Annotated in this window: 18 protein-coding genes; 13 read left to right on the top strand and 5 right to left on the bottom strand. The window is 63.3% G+C overall.

Annotated elements, in window-relative coordinates:
- Positions 1-2: 2 nt before the first annotated feature.
- From ACE3SE_RS04900 to ACE3SE_RS04880, 5 genes are all read right to left on the bottom strand, one after another.
- A complete protein-coding gene (locus ACE3SE_RS04900) occupies positions 3-857 on the bottom strand; it encodes an energy-coupling factor ABC transporter ATP-binding protein (RefSeq protein ID WP_374554108.1) in 855 nt (284 codons plus the stop codon).
- Entirely contained in the window at positions 854-1705 is an 852-nt protein-coding gene (cbiQ, locus tag ACE3SE_RS04895; protein ID WP_374554107.1) for a cobalt ECF transporter T component CbiQ, read from the bottom strand. The genes ACE3SE_RS04900 and cbiQ overlap by 4 nt, the downstream gene beginning before the upstream one ends.
- Complete coding sequence (cbiM, locus tag ACE3SE_RS04890; RefSeq protein WP_374554106.1) at positions 1702-2760, bottom strand: cobalt transporter CbiM; 1059 nt, start codon at positions 2758-2760, stop codon at positions 1702-1704. The genes cbiQ and cbiM overlap by 4 nt, the downstream gene beginning before the upstream one ends.
- 266 nt (positions 2761-3026) lie before the next feature.
- The gene (locus ACE3SE_RS04885) at positions 3027-4028 is read right to left on the bottom strand and encodes a chorismate transformation enzyme, FkbO/Hyg5 family (protein ID WP_374554105.1); all 1002 of its coding nucleotides are present in this window, start codon (positions 4026-4028) and stop codon (positions 3027-3029) included.
- Positions 4029-4067: 39 nt separating this feature from the next.
- Positions 4068-4757 carry a phosphatase PAP2 family protein gene (locus ACE3SE_RS04880; protein ID WP_374554104.1) on the bottom strand — a complete coding sequence of 230 codons (690 nt, stop codon included), beginning with the start codon at positions 4755-4757 and terminating at the stop codon, positions 4068-4070.
- A 243-nt stretch (positions 4758-5000) separates the two neighbouring features.
- Between ACE3SE_RS04880 and ACE3SE_RS04875 the strand changes: the two genes are divergently transcribed.
- Genes ACE3SE_RS04875 through fabG form a run of 13 tightly spaced genes read left to right on the top strand, consistent with a single transcriptional unit; the run spans position 5001 to position 16157 of the window.
- Positions 5001-5291, top strand: a complete 291-nt coding sequence (locus tag ACE3SE_RS04875) for a phosphopantetheine-binding protein (protein WP_045847462.1) — start codon at positions 5001-5003, stop codon at positions 5289-5291.
- Positions 5288-5944, top strand: coding sequence for a hypothetical protein (locus ACE3SE_RS04870; protein WP_374554103.1), 657 nt, complete (start codon positions 5288-5290; stop codon positions 5942-5944). The genes ACE3SE_RS04875 and ACE3SE_RS04870 overlap by 4 nt, the downstream gene beginning before the upstream one ends.
- A gap of 32 nt (positions 5945-5976) precedes the next feature.
- Positions 5977-7323 carry an AMP-binding protein gene (locus tag ACE3SE_RS04865; protein ID WP_374554102.1) on the top strand — a complete coding sequence of 449 codons (1347 nt, stop codon included), beginning with the start codon at positions 5977-5979 and terminating at the stop codon, positions 7321-7323.
- 2 nt (positions 7324-7325) lie between these two features.
- Positions 7326-7625, top strand: a complete 300-nt coding sequence (locus tag ACE3SE_RS04860) for a 3-hydroxyacyl-ACP dehydratase FabZ family protein (protein ID WP_374554101.1) — start codon at positions 7326-7328, stop codon at positions 7623-7625.
- Positions 7622-8539 (top strand): LpxL/LpxP family acyltransferase, encoded by a 918-nt coding sequence (locus ACE3SE_RS04855; RefSeq protein ID WP_374554100.1) that lies wholly within the window; start codon positions 7622-7624, stop codon positions 8537-8539. Before ACE3SE_RS04860 ends, ACE3SE_RS04855 begins: the two co-directional genes overlap by 4 nt.
- Complete coding sequence (locus tag ACE3SE_RS04850) at positions 8529-9134, top strand: LolA-related protein (protein ID WP_153013338.1); 606 nt, start codon at positions 8529-8531, stop codon at positions 9132-9134. Before ACE3SE_RS04855 ends, ACE3SE_RS04850 begins: the two co-directional genes overlap by 11 nt.
- Positions 9131-11470: an MMPL family transporter gene (locus tag ACE3SE_RS04845; RefSeq protein ID WP_374554099.1), complete on the top strand. Its 2340-nt coding sequence runs from the start codon at positions 9131-9133 to the stop codon at positions 11468-11470. Before ACE3SE_RS04850 ends, ACE3SE_RS04845 begins: the two co-directional genes overlap by 4 nt.
- Positions 11454-12131 carry an alpha/beta fold hydrolase gene (locus ACE3SE_RS04840; RefSeq protein ID WP_374554098.1) on the top strand — a complete coding sequence of 226 codons (678 nt, stop codon included), beginning with the start codon at positions 11454-11456 and terminating at the stop codon, positions 12129-12131. The genes ACE3SE_RS04845 and ACE3SE_RS04840 overlap by 17 nt, the downstream gene beginning before the upstream one ends.
- Positions 12128-12955: a polysaccharide deacetylase family protein gene (locus ACE3SE_RS04835; RefSeq protein ID WP_374554097.1), complete on the top strand. Its 828-nt coding sequence runs from the start codon at positions 12128-12130 to the stop codon at positions 12953-12955. Before ACE3SE_RS04840 ends, ACE3SE_RS04835 begins: the two co-directional genes overlap by 4 nt.
- 37 nt (positions 12956-12992) lie before the next feature.
- Entirely contained in the window at positions 12993-14186 is a 1194-nt protein-coding gene (locus ACE3SE_RS04830; protein WP_374554096.1) for a beta-ketoacyl-[acyl-carrier-protein] synthase family protein, read from the top strand.
- Positions 14183-14977 (top strand): beta-ketoacyl synthase chain length factor, encoded by a 795-nt coding sequence (locus ACE3SE_RS04825; protein WP_374554095.1) that lies wholly within the window; start codon positions 14183-14185, stop codon positions 14975-14977. The genes ACE3SE_RS04830 and ACE3SE_RS04825 overlap by 4 nt, the downstream gene beginning before the upstream one ends.
- Positions 14974-15441, top strand: a complete 468-nt coding sequence (locus tag ACE3SE_RS04820; RefSeq protein WP_045847452.1) for a 3-hydroxylacyl-ACP dehydratase — start codon at positions 14974-14976, stop codon at positions 15439-15441. Before ACE3SE_RS04825 ends, ACE3SE_RS04820 begins: the two co-directional genes overlap by 4 nt.
- A complete protein-coding gene (gene fabG, locus ACE3SE_RS04815; protein ID WP_062789644.1) occupies positions 15438-16157 on the top strand; it encodes a 3-oxoacyl-ACP reductase FabG in 720 nt (239 codons plus the stop codon). The genes ACE3SE_RS04820 and fabG overlap by 4 nt, the downstream gene beginning before the upstream one ends.
- Positions 16158-16159 lie beyond the last annotated feature (2 nt).

Here is a 16159-nt window from a genome sequence, read left to right as displayed (position 1 = left end):
TGCTAAGAGCGACCCATGCCGAAGCGGCGGTAACGGCCAGCGTTGGTGCCATGGTCGTGCCGGTGGCCATGCTGGTGCGGATGGCTGTGCACCTGCCCGTCGGCATGGCGGTGAGGGTGGGCATGCAGCAAATGGGTGCGTGCCAGCAGGGCGTGGTCGGACAGGATGTCGGCCGGGCTGCCCTGTGCCGCCACCTGGCCGTCGGCCAGCACGATGACGTGGTCGGCAATGTCGGCCACGCTGTCCAGATCGTGGGTGGCGGTGATGATGGTGCGCCCCTGTCCCTGGCTTTCCTGCAGAAAACGGATGACTTCGCTCTGGCTGGCCGGGTCCAGCGCGGCGGTGGGTTCGTCCAGCAGCAGTACTTCGGGTTGCATGATCAGCACCGAGGCCAGCGCCACCCGTTTGCGCTCGCCACCGGATAGCCGGTGTGGTGCGCGCTGTTGCAGATGGCTGATGCCAAACTGCTGCAAGCTGGCGTCAATCGCGCTGCGGATTTGCGCTTCCGGCCAGCCCAGTTGCAGCGGGCCGAAGGCCAGTTCGTCAAACACCGTGGGGTTGAACAGTTGCACGTCCGGGTTCTGGAACACCAGACCCACCCGGCGGCGAAACGCATAATGGCTGGCTTCATCCGCCAGCGCCGCCTCGCTCAGCACCTCACCAAAGGCACGCAGCTCGCCTGCCGTGGCGAAATACAGCCCGTCCAGCAGACGCAGCAAGGTGGATTTGCCCGAGCCATTGGCCCCCAGCAGTGCCACCCGGCTACCAGCGGCAATCTCCAGTGACACCGCATGTAAGGCAGCATGCTGCTGATAGTGATAACTCACCCTGTCCAGGGCAAAAACCGGTGTGCTCATGCGTGATTCCAGACAATGACCAGGGGCAGCGCCAAGGCCAGCAGCAGCGCGCACCAGTCGCGCTTGCGGGTGTGAAAATTGTGCAGCAGGTAAACCTCGCCCCGATAGCCGCGTGACACCATGGCCATGTGCACCTCGCTACTGAGCTGCAAGGCCTTGCCCAGCAGCACGCCGCTGGTGCTGGCCACCAGCTGGCGGGCCATGCGGCCCGATGGCGGAGCCAGCAGGCGGCTGCGGCGCGCTTCGAACATCTGGCTGGCGGTTTGCAACAGCACAAACACATAGCGATGCGTCATGCCCAGCAAGGCCACCAGCAGCACCGGCACGCCCAGGCTGCGCATGGCCTTGAGCACATGCATCCACGGCGTGGTCAGCATCAGCAGCAGGGCAAAGCTGGCCGAAACTTCGGCCCGGCCCAGCAAAAAGGCGGCGCTGGACAGCCCTTGCCGGGTGATGTGCCAGTGCAGCAGCGGCAGGGTGAGCAACCGTTCACCCGGCACCATGAAGATGGCAGGCAGGGCCAGCATGCCGCTGAACAGCAGCACGCTCAGCCATGCCTGGCGGTACAAGCGGGATAGTGAGATTTGAGAAGCCAGCGCCAGCACTACCGCCAGCACAAACAGCAGTAGCAGCGTGGTGAGCTGGCTTGTCAGCAGGGTGGCGGCCAGCACCGCCAGCAAGGACAGCAGCTTGATGCGCGGGTCCAGTTGTTGCAGCAGGCCGGGTGTGGCGCTGATGGCTTCGGCATCCAGCGCATGCTCCATCACCTGCTGCAAGCCATGCACCATGCGCTCGGCAATATTGCCGTGATGGCGGTGCTTGCCGGCCAGAAACGATTGTTCACTCACTGCGGCAGGCCACGCTTGCCGCCCAGCCGGGCCAGCAGCAACAGGCACAGCAGGATCAACCCGGCACCAAACACGGCGGACAGCACATAGCCAAAAGCCGGGCTGTGAATGAAGGCCGGGGCATAGTCGGGGAAGGGGGCGGACCACAAACCGGCTAGTCTGGACAGGCCCTCCGGAGCGCTATCCGGCAAGGCATGCAGGCCGGATGCCCGGATGATTTCCTGACGGGCCGCCGGGTTGGCAAAGTCTTCCGCACCCCATTCCCCCCAGGCGGTTCCGGCTGCCAGCAGGCCCAGCGGCGACAAAATCATCAGCCCGGCCAGGCCATACCACAGCTGACGCACGCTGCTGCCCTGACGGCTGCCTGCCGAGGTGATGTCGGCAGAACCGGCCAGCAAGGCCGGATGAGCGCGTTGCAGATAAGCCACCAGACCGGCACTGAGCAGCATTTCCGCCAGCCCGGCAAAACTCAGGTGGCCAATCATCATGGCCGGAATGGCCACCGACAGCGGATAAGGTGCGTACAGCGGGGTGCCGCTGGCGTTGTGAAACAGCATGGGTTGCACGCCGAATTCGATGGCGGCCAGCAGGGCGGAAGCATTGATGGCGAGATAACCGGCCACCCCGGCTGCCACCACGCGGCGGCGCGAGGCCAGCGGCGCACCGGCAGCCAGCAGGCGATAACTGCCCCAGGCCACCAGCGAACCGACGATGGCCATGTTCAGGCTGTTGGCACCAAAGCTGCTGATGCCGCCATCACCAAAAAACAGCGCCTGAATCAGCAAGGCCAGCGAGATGGCAATGATGGACGCCCACGGCCCCAGCACGATGCTGACAATGCCCATGCCCACCGCATGGCCGCTGGTGCCGCCGGGCAGGGGCAGGTTGAACATCATGATGACAAAGCTGAAGGCGGAGAACACGGCAAACAATGGCACCAGCCGGGTGTGCAGCAGGCGTTTGGCACGCTGGTAGGCCAGTAGCCAGAACGGCAGGGCAATGGCCAGGGTCACGGCGCAGGTGGACGGGCTGAGATAACCATCTGGAATGTGCATGCGCTTGCCTTTCTTGGGCCTGTCACCGGAAAACATGGTGCAGGCTGTGTATGAATATTTTTGAAAATGTATGAAATCTTAGCAAGACTCATGCCATCTGTCATGACGCTGTCAGTGCTGCCGGGCGGGGCGTGCAGCGTGCAGCTGCGGGCTGTAAAGCGGTTGGCGGTGAGGGCTGGCGATGCAGGTGAGGGTGGAAAGCGGCTATGCAGTGCTGCACCAAAGCGAGCACTACCTGACCGTTCTGGTGCATGCCGGGGTGGCTTTCAGCCAGCGCCTTGGGCTTCTATTTCCACCAGCAGGTCGGCACGGCAGATGTCCGCCTGCACATACACCACGCGGCTGTCTTCGCCCAGCTGTGCCAGTACCGCCGCACGCACGGCGGGATAGTCGGCGGCATGGCGGACATACACCCGGTAGTCCAGCCCGGCAAGGGTGAAGGGCTGACGTGGCTGCTGACGGTTGGCCTGTTCCAGCAGGATGGCGATATTGGCAAAGGTTTCCGCGGTTTGTGCGGCCACATCACCTACATGCACGGTAAGGTGGCCAATGATGCTGGCGGTGCCGGAAATGAACAGCCATTGCTCGCCAGGCTGACCGGCCAGCGCGGCGCGGCTGAAGGTGGGGCTCACCGGGCCGTATTGCTGCGGGTAGGCAAAGGCGCTGACTTGGCGCGGGTTCTCGATGGGCAAGGCAGGGCTGTCTGCTGCCAGAAAGGCAATGCTGACCGGGCCATCTGCCGTCCCCAGCGCACAGGCGGCCGGACTGCCATGCACCGGACGCCGGCTGCCGGCAAAAGCCTGATGGCGGCCGATATTGAACTGGCGGTAGCGCTCCATGCCGTGCTCCTCGACATTGATGCGCGGAATGTAATTCCACACCCGCCACAGGTGCGGGCAGTGCTGTGCGTCCAGCAGGGCAAACAGCTGGCGGTAGGCGCTCTCGGCCAGTGTCTGCAAGGCGGTGGCTCCGTCCTGCATGGCAAACTGCCCTTCATCCAGTGTGATGACGCCAAACAGCAGGCCGCCTGCACGACGGTAATGAATGTCGTGGAAGCGGCCATCCTGCGCTGGCAGGCTGGTATGCCAGACTTCCTGCATGCCCGCCGTAGCCGGGCCCAGCACCGGCATCCGCACGGACTGCAAGGGCCAGTCCGGCTGCTGATCATCCCGGCCCAGCCGGCACATGCCCAGAATCTGTGCAGGAGCGATAGCCACCGGGCCAAGCGGGTGGGGGGAGGTGTAGTGCAAACGGGTATTGGGGTACATGCTGCCAGCTGCGGTAAGGGGAGTTGTCGACAAAAGGGTTTAACGGCCAGACGGCGCGCCACGATCCAGCTGCATGGCATGCGCACGCAAGCGTACCAGCCATGCACTGCCAAGGCCCAGCAGGGTACCTGCCAGCACATCCAGTGCCACATGCTGCTTTACCGCCAGGGTGGAGTAGGCAATGGCCACACACCACAGCAGGTTCAGTCCTTGCAGCACACGGCCCCAGTGCAGCACCTTCAGGCGCCAGTGCAGCCAGACACCGGAAAATACCGCAGTTGCCACATGCAGCGACGGGAAGGCATTACCTGCCGTATCCACGTTTTTCAGAAAGGCCACACCGGGATATTGCTGCCAGTCGATGTCTGGCGGGGCAATGGCATTGGGCCAGAAATAAAACACCAGCAGTCCGCTGAGGCAGGGCAGCGCCACTTTGTAGCCGTAACGGATGATTTCACGGTGTGACAGCATCAACACCGGTGGCAGCGACACATAAACCCACAGCGACAGGTAAACCGGCAAGGCCCAGGGCTGAAACGGCAGCCAGCGGTCCAGAGCACTGGCTGGCACGATATGGACTGCGCCAGCCGGGTGATGCAGCAGGTAAACATAGGCGACAAAAAACAGCAGGGTAAAACCCATGGTGCCGAACATCTTGAACCAGAAGCGGGTGAAAACCGTCGCCAGAAATCCGTCCTCGCCTTGGCGATAAAGAATGCCCTTGTTCAAATCAGCTCCTTGACACATATGCAATAGTCTGTCTGCCGCCGTGTGGCAAGCAAGTGGGCATATTGTTATACTCGCGCTTCATTTTTTTGCTGCTGTAGTCCTTGCCGTCCAAAAGGTAACAGCATGCCTCAATCGCCAGGCGCTAGGTGATAGCGCGTGACGACCGGCGATGATACCGAAACACTGTGACATTGGCGATTGCGGGCAACTTGTTTATTAATACCGATACGATTATTGCAAATCATGGAACAACACTCTTCTGAATCGAATACACCAGACCTGGCGCTGGAAAGCGAAATTGCCGGTCTGATTGTTTCCGCGCTGAATCTTGACATTACCCCGGCGGAAATTGTTCCTGATGCGCCGCTGTATGGTGATGAACTGGGAATCGACTCCATTGATATCCTGGAAATCGCGCTGGTCATGTCCAAGCAGTATGGCGTGCAAATGAAAGCCGACAACGAAGACAACTCCACCATTTTTGCCTCCTTGCGCAAACTGGCGGCTTATATTCGCGAGCATCGCAGCAAATGACCCGGCTGTGGCGCAGCATGCGCCTGGCTGTACTGGCGCTGGCCGGCCTGTTTTATGTGGTGATGGATTATCTGGCGTCCTCCTCCCGTCAGCCGCCGCTGTATGCGGTGGTGGTAGGGGCGGCACCGCTGACCCTGGGCCTGCTGACGGCGGGCTGGAATTCACGCTTCCGCTGGCCGGTCATGCTACTGGCAGCTGCCGTGCTGCTGGCCATTGCGCTCAATGTTGACCAGTTGCTGACCCATGCCGCGTGGTTCTACCTGTTGCAGCACGCCGGCATCATGTGCGGCCTTGGCTTCATGTTCGGCAGTACCCTGGGCAGTCACGAGAATGCCCTGTGTTCACGTATCGCCCGCATCGCCGTTGCCGGATCGCTGGATGCAGCTTACTTCCGCTACACCTGGAAAGTGACGCTGGCCTGGACGCTGTATTTTGCCTTGTCCGCCTTGCTGTCGCTGGGCCTGTTTGCACTGGCACCCCTGTCGTGGTGGGCGTTTTATGCCGCCGTGTGCACCCCGCTGTCGCTGGGCCTGATGTTTGGCGGCGAATACCTGGTGCGCCGGCTGGCCTTGCCGGACAGCCCCTCGTTCAGCATCGCCCACACCATACAGTCATACCGAAAGTACACGCAGGGCCGTGACACCAGCCAGTAGGCTGCCGCAGCGGCTCCCTTGCCATCGAATCCATGAATCTGATACCGCTTCTTCCTGCTGCTGACCCCGCTGCCGATTTTGCCCATGTGCACGGCCAGGTGATCAACCGTGGCACCTTCCAAGCCCAGGTGCTCACCCTTGCTGCCGCCTTGCCCGCTCACCCGCGGGTGCTGAACATGTGTAACGACCGTTACTGGTTTGCCGTGGCACTGTTTGCGGCGATTGCCCGCAATATGCTGACCATCCTGCCCAATTCGGCGGCACCCGAGCATCTGGCAGCGGTAGCCAGCGAACAAGCCGAGCTGCTGGTATTGGGCGATCAGCCAGACAACCCGGTGCCCGGCCTGCCTTACATGCAAATCGACACGCTGGCGGCACGCAAGGAACTGGCGGCGGCCCCCACGCCGCAGATTCCGTACGACCAGCAGGTTGCCTGCCTGTATACCTCGGGCTCCACCGGCACGCCCATGCCGCATTTCAAGACATTTGGCCGTCTGCGGCTGGCCATTCTGGCCGGTGCCGAACGGGTGTGGGGTGTGGCTGGCCAGCCTTGTTCGGTGGTGGGCACGGTGCCCATCCGTCACATGTACGGGCTGGAATCCAGCGTGCTGCTGCCCATTCTGGCCGGTGGCCGCCTGTCCGGGCGCATTCCGTTTTTCCCCGCCGACATTGCCGATGCGCTGGCCGGGATGCCCGCGCCGCGTCTGCTGGTGATCACGCCATTTCATCTGCGCAAATTGCTGGATGCCAATATCGCGCTGCCGCCGATTGCCGCCATCCTGTCGGCCACCGCGCCCTTGTCTGTCGAGCTGGCAGCCCAAACCCGGCAGCAGCTTGGCTGCCCGGTGCTGGAAATCTACGGCTCCACCGAAACCGGTCAGGTAGCCACGCGGGAAACCGATATCGACAGCACCTGGCATACCTTGCAGGGGATTGCACTGGAGCAGCGTGACGGCGAGCTGTGGGCAGTGGGCGAGGTGTACCAGACCCCGCAAATGCTCAATGACACGGTAGAACTGTTCAGCCCGCAGCATTTCCGGCTGCTGGACCGCAAGGCCAATATGATCAATGTGGCGGGCAAGCGCAGTTCCTTGTCCTTCCTCAATGCCGTGCTTACCGGCCTGCCGGGAGTGGTGGATGGGGTGTACTGTGTGCCGGAACGCGGCAGTGACGAGGTAGTCGAACGTCTGGCCGTGTTCGTGGTGGCACCGGATCTGGACCGTACCGCCATTCTGGCCGGCCTGCGCCAGCATCTGGATTCGGTGTTCCTGCCGCGCCAGATCGTGTTTGTCGATGCCCTGCCGCGTGACGGCAATGGCAAGATCCTGGCCCGTACCCTGCAGGAACTGATTGCCCGTCATCTTTCCGGAAAGCACTGAGCATGCAGACCCTTCCCCTGGTGATAGCCGCCGATCATCCGGCCTATGCAGGTCACTTTCCCGGCCAGCCGGTCTTGCCCGGCGTGGTGTTGCTGGACCATGCGCAACTGGCCATCGAACAGGCTGCCGGAGTGCCACTGGCCGGACTGGCCCAGGCCAAGTTCCATCGTCCGGTAGCGCCGGGCGACAGCTTGCAGCTGGCCTGGCGACAGGATGCAGCCAGCGTGGCCTTTGTCATCTCGCGCGGTGATGAAAAAGTGGCGGACGGCAAATTCGTGCTGGCAGCGGAGCCTGCCGCGTGAGCCAGCAGACCGATGCACCGGCCAGCCCGCAGTGGATGCGGCAGCAGGAGCGCGGCAGCCGCTTCTGGTTGCGCATCATGTCGGCGCTGTCCTGCTGGCTGGGCAGGCCTTGCTCCCGGCTGGTGCTGTACGGTATTGCGATGTATTTCGTGTTGTTCGGCGGCAAGGCGGTACAGGCCTCGCGGCGCTATCTGGCCCGCAGCCTGGGCCGTCCGGCGCGCTGGCGCGATGTATATCGCCATGTGCTGAGTTTTGCCAGCACCATCCACGACCGGGTTTATCTGCTGCGCGACCGGTTTGATGTGTTCGAGATCGACCTGTCCGGTGCCGAAGCCCTGCACCGGCATCAGGAAGGCGGGCAGGGGCTGTTGCTGTTTGGCGCGCATCTGGGCAGCTTTGAAGTGCTGCGCGCCATGGCGCGTTTTCGTCCCGACATGCAGGTGAGCATGGCGATGTATCCGGAAAACGCCCGCCAGATCAACCAGGCCTTGCATGCCATCAACCCGGCGCTGGCGCCGGACATCATTCCGCTGGGCACCATGGACGCCATGCTCAAGGTGCATGCCCGGCTGGAAGAGGGCGCACTGGTGGGCATTCTGGCCGACCGTGCCGCCGGGCCGGACGAATACCTCAGCCGCATGCTGCTGGGCGCACCCGCCCGTTTTCCCAGCGGCCCGCTGCGCATGGCTGCCATGCTCAAGCAGCCGGTGTATTTCATGGCGGGCATTTACCTGGGTGGCAACCACTACCGGGTGCATTTTGAATTGCTGGAAGACTTTTCTACCGTGGGTCGGTCCCGGCGTGAGGCGGCCATGCAGTCGCTGCTGGACAAATACGTTGCGGCACTGGAACGTCATTGCCGGGCCTATCCGTACAACTGGTTCAATTTTTACGATTTCTGGGATGAAAGCTAGACCGATCATGCGTGTATCCATCATCAGCAAGACCCTGGCCGGATTGTTTGTGGTCCTCTCTGCAGGCAGCCTGCAGGCCGCCGATTTCTCCCTGGCCGACCTGATGCAGCAACTGGGGCAAAAGAAGTCCGGCACCGCCACCTTTGTCGAGAAAAAATACATCGCCATGCTCAAGCAGCCGCTGGAGTCCTCTGGCGAGCTGGCTTTCACCGCACCGGACCGGCTGGAAAAGCGCACGCTCAAGCCCAAGGCGGAGGCCGTGCTGCTGGAAGGCAACAAGCTGACGCTGGAGCGCAGCGATGGCCGCAAGATGAGCGTGAATCTGTCCGACCGACCAGAAGTATCGGCCTTTGTCGAAAGCATCCGCGCCACCCTCTCGGGTGACCGCAGCGCGCTGGAACGCTATTACACCCCGTCGCTGTCCGGTGGCAGCGACGAATGGCAGCTCAAGCTGACACCGCTGCAAGCACGCATGCAAAAGGTAATCAGCCAGATCCGCATAGCCGGTAGCCGCGCCCAGGTGAAGACCATCGAATTTCTGCAGGCCGATGGCGACCGTTCGGAAATGACCATTACCGGCACCAGCGCCAAATGAAAACCAGATTGTTCAAGCCGGTCATCCTGATCTGGCTGGCGGCCATGCTGGCCTCGGTGCTGGTGATCAGCCAGACCCGTTTTGTCGCTGACCTGTCCGCCTTCATGCCCAAACTACCCAGTGCGCGCCAGCAGATGCTGATCGACCAGCTGCGCGACGGTGCCATTGCCCGGCTGGTGCTGGTGGGGATTGAAGGTGCGGACGAGGCCGAACGCGGCCGCCTGTCGCGCCTGCTGGTGGGCAAGCTGTCCGGCAATCCGCGCTTTACCGCGGTGCAGAACGGCGACCGCCAGACCCAGCAGCGCGACCAGCAGTATTTCTTCGACAACCGCTACCTGCTGAGCCCGGCCGTCACGCCGCAGCGCTTTACCGCAGCCGGCATGCATGACGCCATTCAGGACACCTTGCTGGCGATGTCCGGCGATGCCGGGCTGATCGTCAAGAAAATCCTGCCGCGTGACCCGACCGGTGAAACCCTGCAAATCCTCGAGCAGTTCATGGGCGAAAGCCAGCCCAGCACCAGTAACGACATCTGGGTGTCGCGCGACGGCAAACGCGCGGTATTGCTGCTGCAACTGGCCGAGTCCGGCCTGAATACCGACGCGCAGGCGGCGGCGCTGGAAGATGTGAAACAGGCTTTTGCCAGCCTGCCCGCCCGCCATGCCGATACCCGCCTGGTGATGAGTGGCACCAGCGTCATTTCGGTAGCCTCGCGCAACATCATCCAGGGCGAGGTGGAACGGCTGGCCACCCTGGGCACCTTGCTGGTGGTGGCCTTGCTGCTGCTGGTCTACCGCTCGCTGCCGCTATTGCTGCTGGGGTTGATTCCGGTGGTGTCCGGCGCGCTGGTGGGCATTGCCAGCGTCAGTCTGGGCTTTGGCCATGTGCATGGCCTGACGCTGGGCTTTGGCACCACGCTGATCGGCGAGGCGGTGGATTACTCCATCTATTTGTTTATCCAGCGTGCCGGGGGCGGTAACCCCTCGCACTTCTGGCGCACCATCCGCCTGGGGGTGCTGACCTCCATCACCGGCTTTGCCGCGCTGATGTGTTCCAGCTTCCCCGGCCTGTCGCAACTGGGCCTGTATTCCATCAGCGGGCTGGTGACGGCCGCACTGGTGACGCGCTATGTGTTGCCGCTGCTGATGCCGGCACGGCTGAACCTGCGCGACCTGAGCAAGCCCGGCCTGCTGCTGCAAAAAGTACTGGATGGCCTGACCCGCCTGCGCTGGCTGCTGGCGGTAGCCATGCTGGCGGCGGTGGCGGTGCTGGCTTTGCATCATCAGGACATCTGGAACCGCCAGCTCAATGCACTGAGTTCCACCTCACCCGCGCAGAACAAGCTGGATGCCGAACTGCGGGCTGATCTGGGCGGCAATGACATGCGCTATGTGGCCAGCTTCAGCGCGCCGGATCAGGAAAGCGCCCTGCAACTGGCCGAGCGCACGCGCCGGGTATTGCAGCAATTGAACCGGCAGAACGTGATTGGCGGCTTCCACACCCCGGACGAACTGCTGCCAAGTATCGCCACCCAGCGCGCGCGGCAGGCTGCCTTGCCGCCAGCGGGTACGGCCGCACCACGACTGGCCGAGGCGCTGCAAGGCCTGCCGGTGGATGCCGCACAGCTGCAAGGGTTTGTCAGCGATGTGACCCGTGCGCAGCAGCAAGCGCTGCTCAGCCGTGCCAGCCTGCATGGCAGCGCGGCCAGCGTGCTGCTGGATTCCATGCTGATCAAGCGGCCTGGCAGTTATCTGGTGCTGATGCCGTTGCGCCCGGCCAGTGGTGAAAACATCGCGCTGGACAAGGTGCGTGCGGCACTGGCTGCCCAGCAGCTGGGACAGGTGACGGTGATCGACCTGCTGGAAGAAACCACCGCCATTTTCGATAGCTACACCCACGAAGCCTTGTTGTTCTCCTCGCTGGGCAGTCTGGCCATCCTGCTGCTCTTGGGTGTGACCTGCGGCTGGCTGCAAGCGGCGCGCGTCACCATTCCGCTGGGCTGCGCGGTGCTGTGTACCGTGGCCATCCTTGATGCCTGCGGCATTCAGCTGACCATTCTGCATCTGGTGGGCCTGCTGCTGGTGGTGGCCATCGGCTCCAATTACGCACTGTTTTTTGCCAACAAGCAGCAACTGGGCAGTGCGGCCGAGCAACGCCAGGTGGAAGTGTCGCTGGTGGTGGCCAATCTGGCCACCGTCACCAGCTTTGGCTTGCTGGGCAGCTCCAGCGTGCCGGTGCTGTCCTATATCGGCAGCACGGTGGCCATTGGCGCGCTGCTGGCGTTGGTGTTTGCCGCCATGATGGCAAGGATGACCCCGCGTGCGTTGTCTGACTGATAGCTGGCGCGCCGGACAGCGCGCCGAGAACTTGCTGGTGCTGTTGCCGCCGGCCAAGGCCAGCCTGGAAGACATGCTGGCGCAGGGCATGGTGGCGGCAGTGCGCGCGCGCGGCCTGCCGCTGGACATCGTGCTGGCCGATGTGGGCTACCAGCAGGTGCTGGCCGGTACCGTGGCCCAGAGCCTGCATCAGGCGGTGTTGCAGCCTGCGCTGGGGCAAGGCTACCGCAACATCTGGCTGGCCGGGATTTCTCTGGGTGCCTTCAATGCCCTGCACTATGCGGCGGTGTATGCTGAACACCTGAGCGGCATCTTCTTGCTGGCTCCCTATCCCGGTACTGCCGACATCCTGCAGGAAATCCGCCAAGCTGGCGGGCCGCAGGCCTGGGCGGATGCTGCGCCCGGTTTGCAGGACGAACGACGCTGGTGGCACTGGCTGGCCCAGCAGGAAGAAGCCACGCGCTGCCCGGTGTGGCTGAGCCTGGCCGACGACGACCGTTTTGCTGCCGGACAACAATTGCTGGCCAGCCTGCTGCCAGCGGCGCAGGTACACCGCATGGCGGGCGATCACAGCTGGCCGGTGTGGCAGCAGCAATGGCGGTACTGGCTGGAACATGGCCCGCTGGCGCAATACGTGCCGGGGCAGAAGGACGAGACATGAACACGCTGGTGTTTTCCCCATTCATCAAACTGTGCCTGGCGCTGCATCTGCTGGCCGTGCTGTTGCTGTGCTGGCAACCGGCGTGGTGGCCCGGCCTGCTGGGCTTGCTGGTGCTGTTGCACGGGCTGATTGCGCTGCTGGGCCTGCTGCCGCGCAGCACGCTGCTGGGGCCGAACCTGACCCGTCTGCCGCAATCCGCCATCCGCCGTGGCGAAGTGGCCATCACCATTGATGACGGGCCGGACCCGGACGTCACCCCGGCGGTGCTGGACATCCTGCGGCAGTATCAGGTGAAAGCCACTTTCTTCTGCATCGGCGAGCGGGCAGCGCATTATCCGGAGCTGGTGCGTCAGGCCGCGCAGGAAGGCCATGCGGTGGAAAACCATGGCCAGCGGCATCGCAAGCACACATCGTTATTCGGGCTTTCGGGCTGGCGGCGCGAAGTGGGGGAGGGGCAAGCCACCCTGCAGGCCATCACCGGCCGTGCGCCGCAGTTTTTCCGCCCGATTGCCGGTTTGCGCAATCCGCTGCTGGAGCCGGTATTGCAGCGCCTGGGGGTGTTTCTTGCGAGCTGGACGCGCCGTGGCTATGATACGCGCGTCCGGGACCCGGCGCTGGTATACGCCAGACTGACCCGCCAACTGGCCGCAGGCGATATACTGCTGCTGCACGATGGCAATGCCGCCCGCATGGCAGACGGTACGCCGGTCATCTTGCAGGTGCTGCCGCGCCTGCTGGAAGAACTGTCCCGCCGCCAGCTACAGGCCGTGACGCTGCCACAAGCCTGTTCACCCGCACCGGCTGCGGCCAAGCGCGCAAGCTGAGCCCGTTTTCCAATCCAAGCTGATTCATCGGTTGTCTATGCAAGCTCTCAGACTTAGCGCCTATACCCTCACCACTGCCCTGGGCCGTGGGGTGGAACCACATCTGGCCGCACTGCGCGAACAGCGCGGCGGCATTGTCAAAAAACGCTGGGAAACGGTGGAGTTTGATGTCTGTATCGGTGAAGTGGCCGGTGTGGACGACATCACCCTGCCTGCCGGACTGGCCGCCTACGACTGCCGCAACAACCGCCTGGCCTTGCTTGGCTTGCAGCAGGATGGTTTTGCCGCACAAGTAGAAGCCGCCAAGGCCCGCCATGGCGCAGGCCGCATCGGCGTGTTTCTGGGGTCCAGCACCTCCGGCATTCTCAATTCCGAGCTGGCCTATCGCGAGCGCGACCCGGCTACTGGCAGCCTGCCTGCCTGGCTGCATTACCGCGAAACCCACAATGCCTATTCGGTGGCGGATTTCGTGCGCAAGCATTTTGCCTTGAGCGGCCCGGCCTGTGTGGTGTCCACCGCCTGTTCTTCCAGCGCCAAGGTGTTTGGCACGGCGCAGCGCATGCTGGCTGCCGGGCTGATCGATGCTGCCATTGTCGGTGGCGTGGACAGCCTGTGCCTGACTACCATTTACGGTTTTTCCTCGCTGCAACTGGTGTCGGGTGAACCCTGTCGCCCGTTTGATGCTGCGCGCGATGGCATCTCCATTGGCGAAGGCGCGGCGTATGTGCTGCTGGAGCGTGCTGATGGTGCTGGTGAGGGCGAAATCCTGCTCACCGGCGTGGGTGAAAGCAGCGATGCCTACCATATGTCCTCGCCCCACCCGGAAGGGCTGGGTGCGCGCATGGCCATGCAGCAAGCCTTGCAGATGGCCGGTTTGCAGCCGGACGACATTGGCTACATCAATCTGCACGGCACCGCCACGCCCAGCAACGATGCCGCCGAAGGCGCGGCCGTGCTGACGCTGTTTGGCCAAGGCACGCCGTGCAGCTCCACCAAGGGCCATACCGGCCATACGCTGGGCGCGGCTGGTGGCATCGAAGCCATTTTCTGTGTGCTGGCACTGCGCGAGGGCCTGCTGCCCGGCGGCGTTGGCACCAGCACGCTGGATCCGGCCTTGCCGGTCAATTACCTGCTGCACAATCAGCAGCAGCCCTTGCAGCATGTACTGAACAATTCTTTCGGTTTTGGCGGCAGTAATTGCAGTCTGGTTTTTTCGCGGGTGACGGCATGAGCACAGCAACAATCTATCTGGATGGCCTGAGCGTACTGGGCCCGGGCATGGCGGACTGGAACGCCGCCGCGGCCTGTCTGCGCGGCGAGCAGCCATTTGCCGTGGCAGACGTCAGCCTGCCACCGGTCACCGCCTTGCCTGCTACCGAACGGCGACGCGTGGGCGCTGCCGTCAAGCTGGCCATGGCCACCGGCTTTGCCGCCGTCGAAGCAGCCGGGGCCGATGCAGCCTTGCTGGCCAATGTGTTCTGCTCCACCGGTGGCGACTGCGATAACTGTCACAACCTGCTGGAAGTGCTGGCCTCCGACCAGCGGCTGGTTTCCCCCACCCGTTTTCACAACTCGGTACACAATGCGCCGGCCGGTTACTGGGGCATTGCCACCGGCTGCACCGCGGCTTCCACCAGCCTGTGCGCTTACGATGCCACCTTCGCCGCCGGTTTGCTGGAAACGGTAACCCAGGTGCAGGCCGACGGCGGCAGCGGCCTGTTGGTGGCCTTTGATACCGCCTATCCGCAACCCCTGTATGCACAGCGTCCCATTCCCTACCCGATGGGTGTGGGCATGGTGTTGAGTGCGCGCCGCAGCGATCGCAGCAGCGCCGCCTTGCAGCTGTCGCTGTGCAATGAAGCTGCCAGCACCATGGCCGATGCCACGCTGGAACAGCTGCGGCAAACCATTCCGGCAGCGCGCAGCCTGCCCTTGCTGCAATTGCTGGCACAGGGTGGCGCAGGCCGGGTAGTACTGGATTATCTGGATGACTGCCGTCTGGCCGTCACGGTGCAAGCATGATGGACCGTCAGGCCATTGCCGCACGCATTCCACACCAGGGCAGCATGTGTCTGCTGGACAGCGTGGAGCGTTGGGATGCGGAACACATCGTCTGCCTGACCCGCAGCCATCTGCTGGCGGACAACCCCTTGCGCGCAGCCGGACGGCTGGGTGTGGCCAATGCCATCGAATATGCCGCGCAGGCCATGGCACTGCATGGCAGCCTGCTGGCTGGCGATGCCGCCCCGCCGCGTGCCGGTTATCTCACCAGCGTGCGCGAAGCCAGCTGGCATTGCCAGCGGCTGGATGAAGAGGCCGATGCCTTGCAAGTGCAGGCCGAACGCTTGTCTGGCAACGACATTACCGCCATGTACCGTTTTGCCGTGTCATCCGGCGGGCGTCTGCTGGCCAGTGGCCGGCTGGGCGTGGTGCTCAATGCTGCCGCCCTGGCTCCGCTTTCCACTTCTTCCCGGGAGTCGTCATGAAACGCGCCCTCATCACCGGTGGCAGTGGTGCCATCGGTGCTGCCATCTGCCAGCGTCTGGCAGCCGATGGTTTTCACGTCATCATTCACGCCAACAGCAATCTGGCAGCGGCACAAGCGCTGGGCCAGTCGCTGCGCGAACAAGGCTACAGTGCCGAGGCAGTACAGTTTGACGTGGCGGATGCCGCCGCCAGCGCGGCAGTGCTGGAGCGTATTCTGGAACAAGGCCCGGTCCAGGTGCTGGTAAACAATGCCGGCATTCACGACGACGCGGTGTTTCCCGGCATGCAGCCGGCGCAGTGGCACCGGGTGATCGACGTTTCGCTGCACGGTTTTTTCAATGTCACCCAGCCCTTGACCATGCCGATGATACGCACCCGCTGGGGGCGCATCATCAATATCACCTCGGTGGCGGGCCTTGCCGGCAATCGCGGTCAGACCAACTATGCCGCCGCCAAGAGCGCGCTGCATGGGGCCACCCGCTCGCTGTCGCTGGAGCTGGCCAGCCGTGGCATCACTGTCAATGCGGTGGCGCCGGGCATCATCGCCTCGGACATGAGCAAGGATGTGTTCGACAAGGAAATGGTGGCACAGCTGGTGCCGATGAAGCGGGTAGGGCAGCCAGAGGAAGTGGCCAGCCTGGTGGCGTTTCTGGCGTCGGAACAGGCGGCTTATATCAGCGGCCAGGTGATTTCCATTAACGGCGGCATGCTGTAAGG

The organism is Aquitalea pelogenes (genome assembly GCF_041914625.1).
Taxonomy (GTDB): domain Bacteria; phylum Pseudomonadota; class Gammaproteobacteria; order Burkholderiales; family Chromobacteriaceae; genus Aquitalea; species Aquitalea pelogenes.
This window is presented reverse-complemented; position numbering and strand designations above follow the sequence as displayed.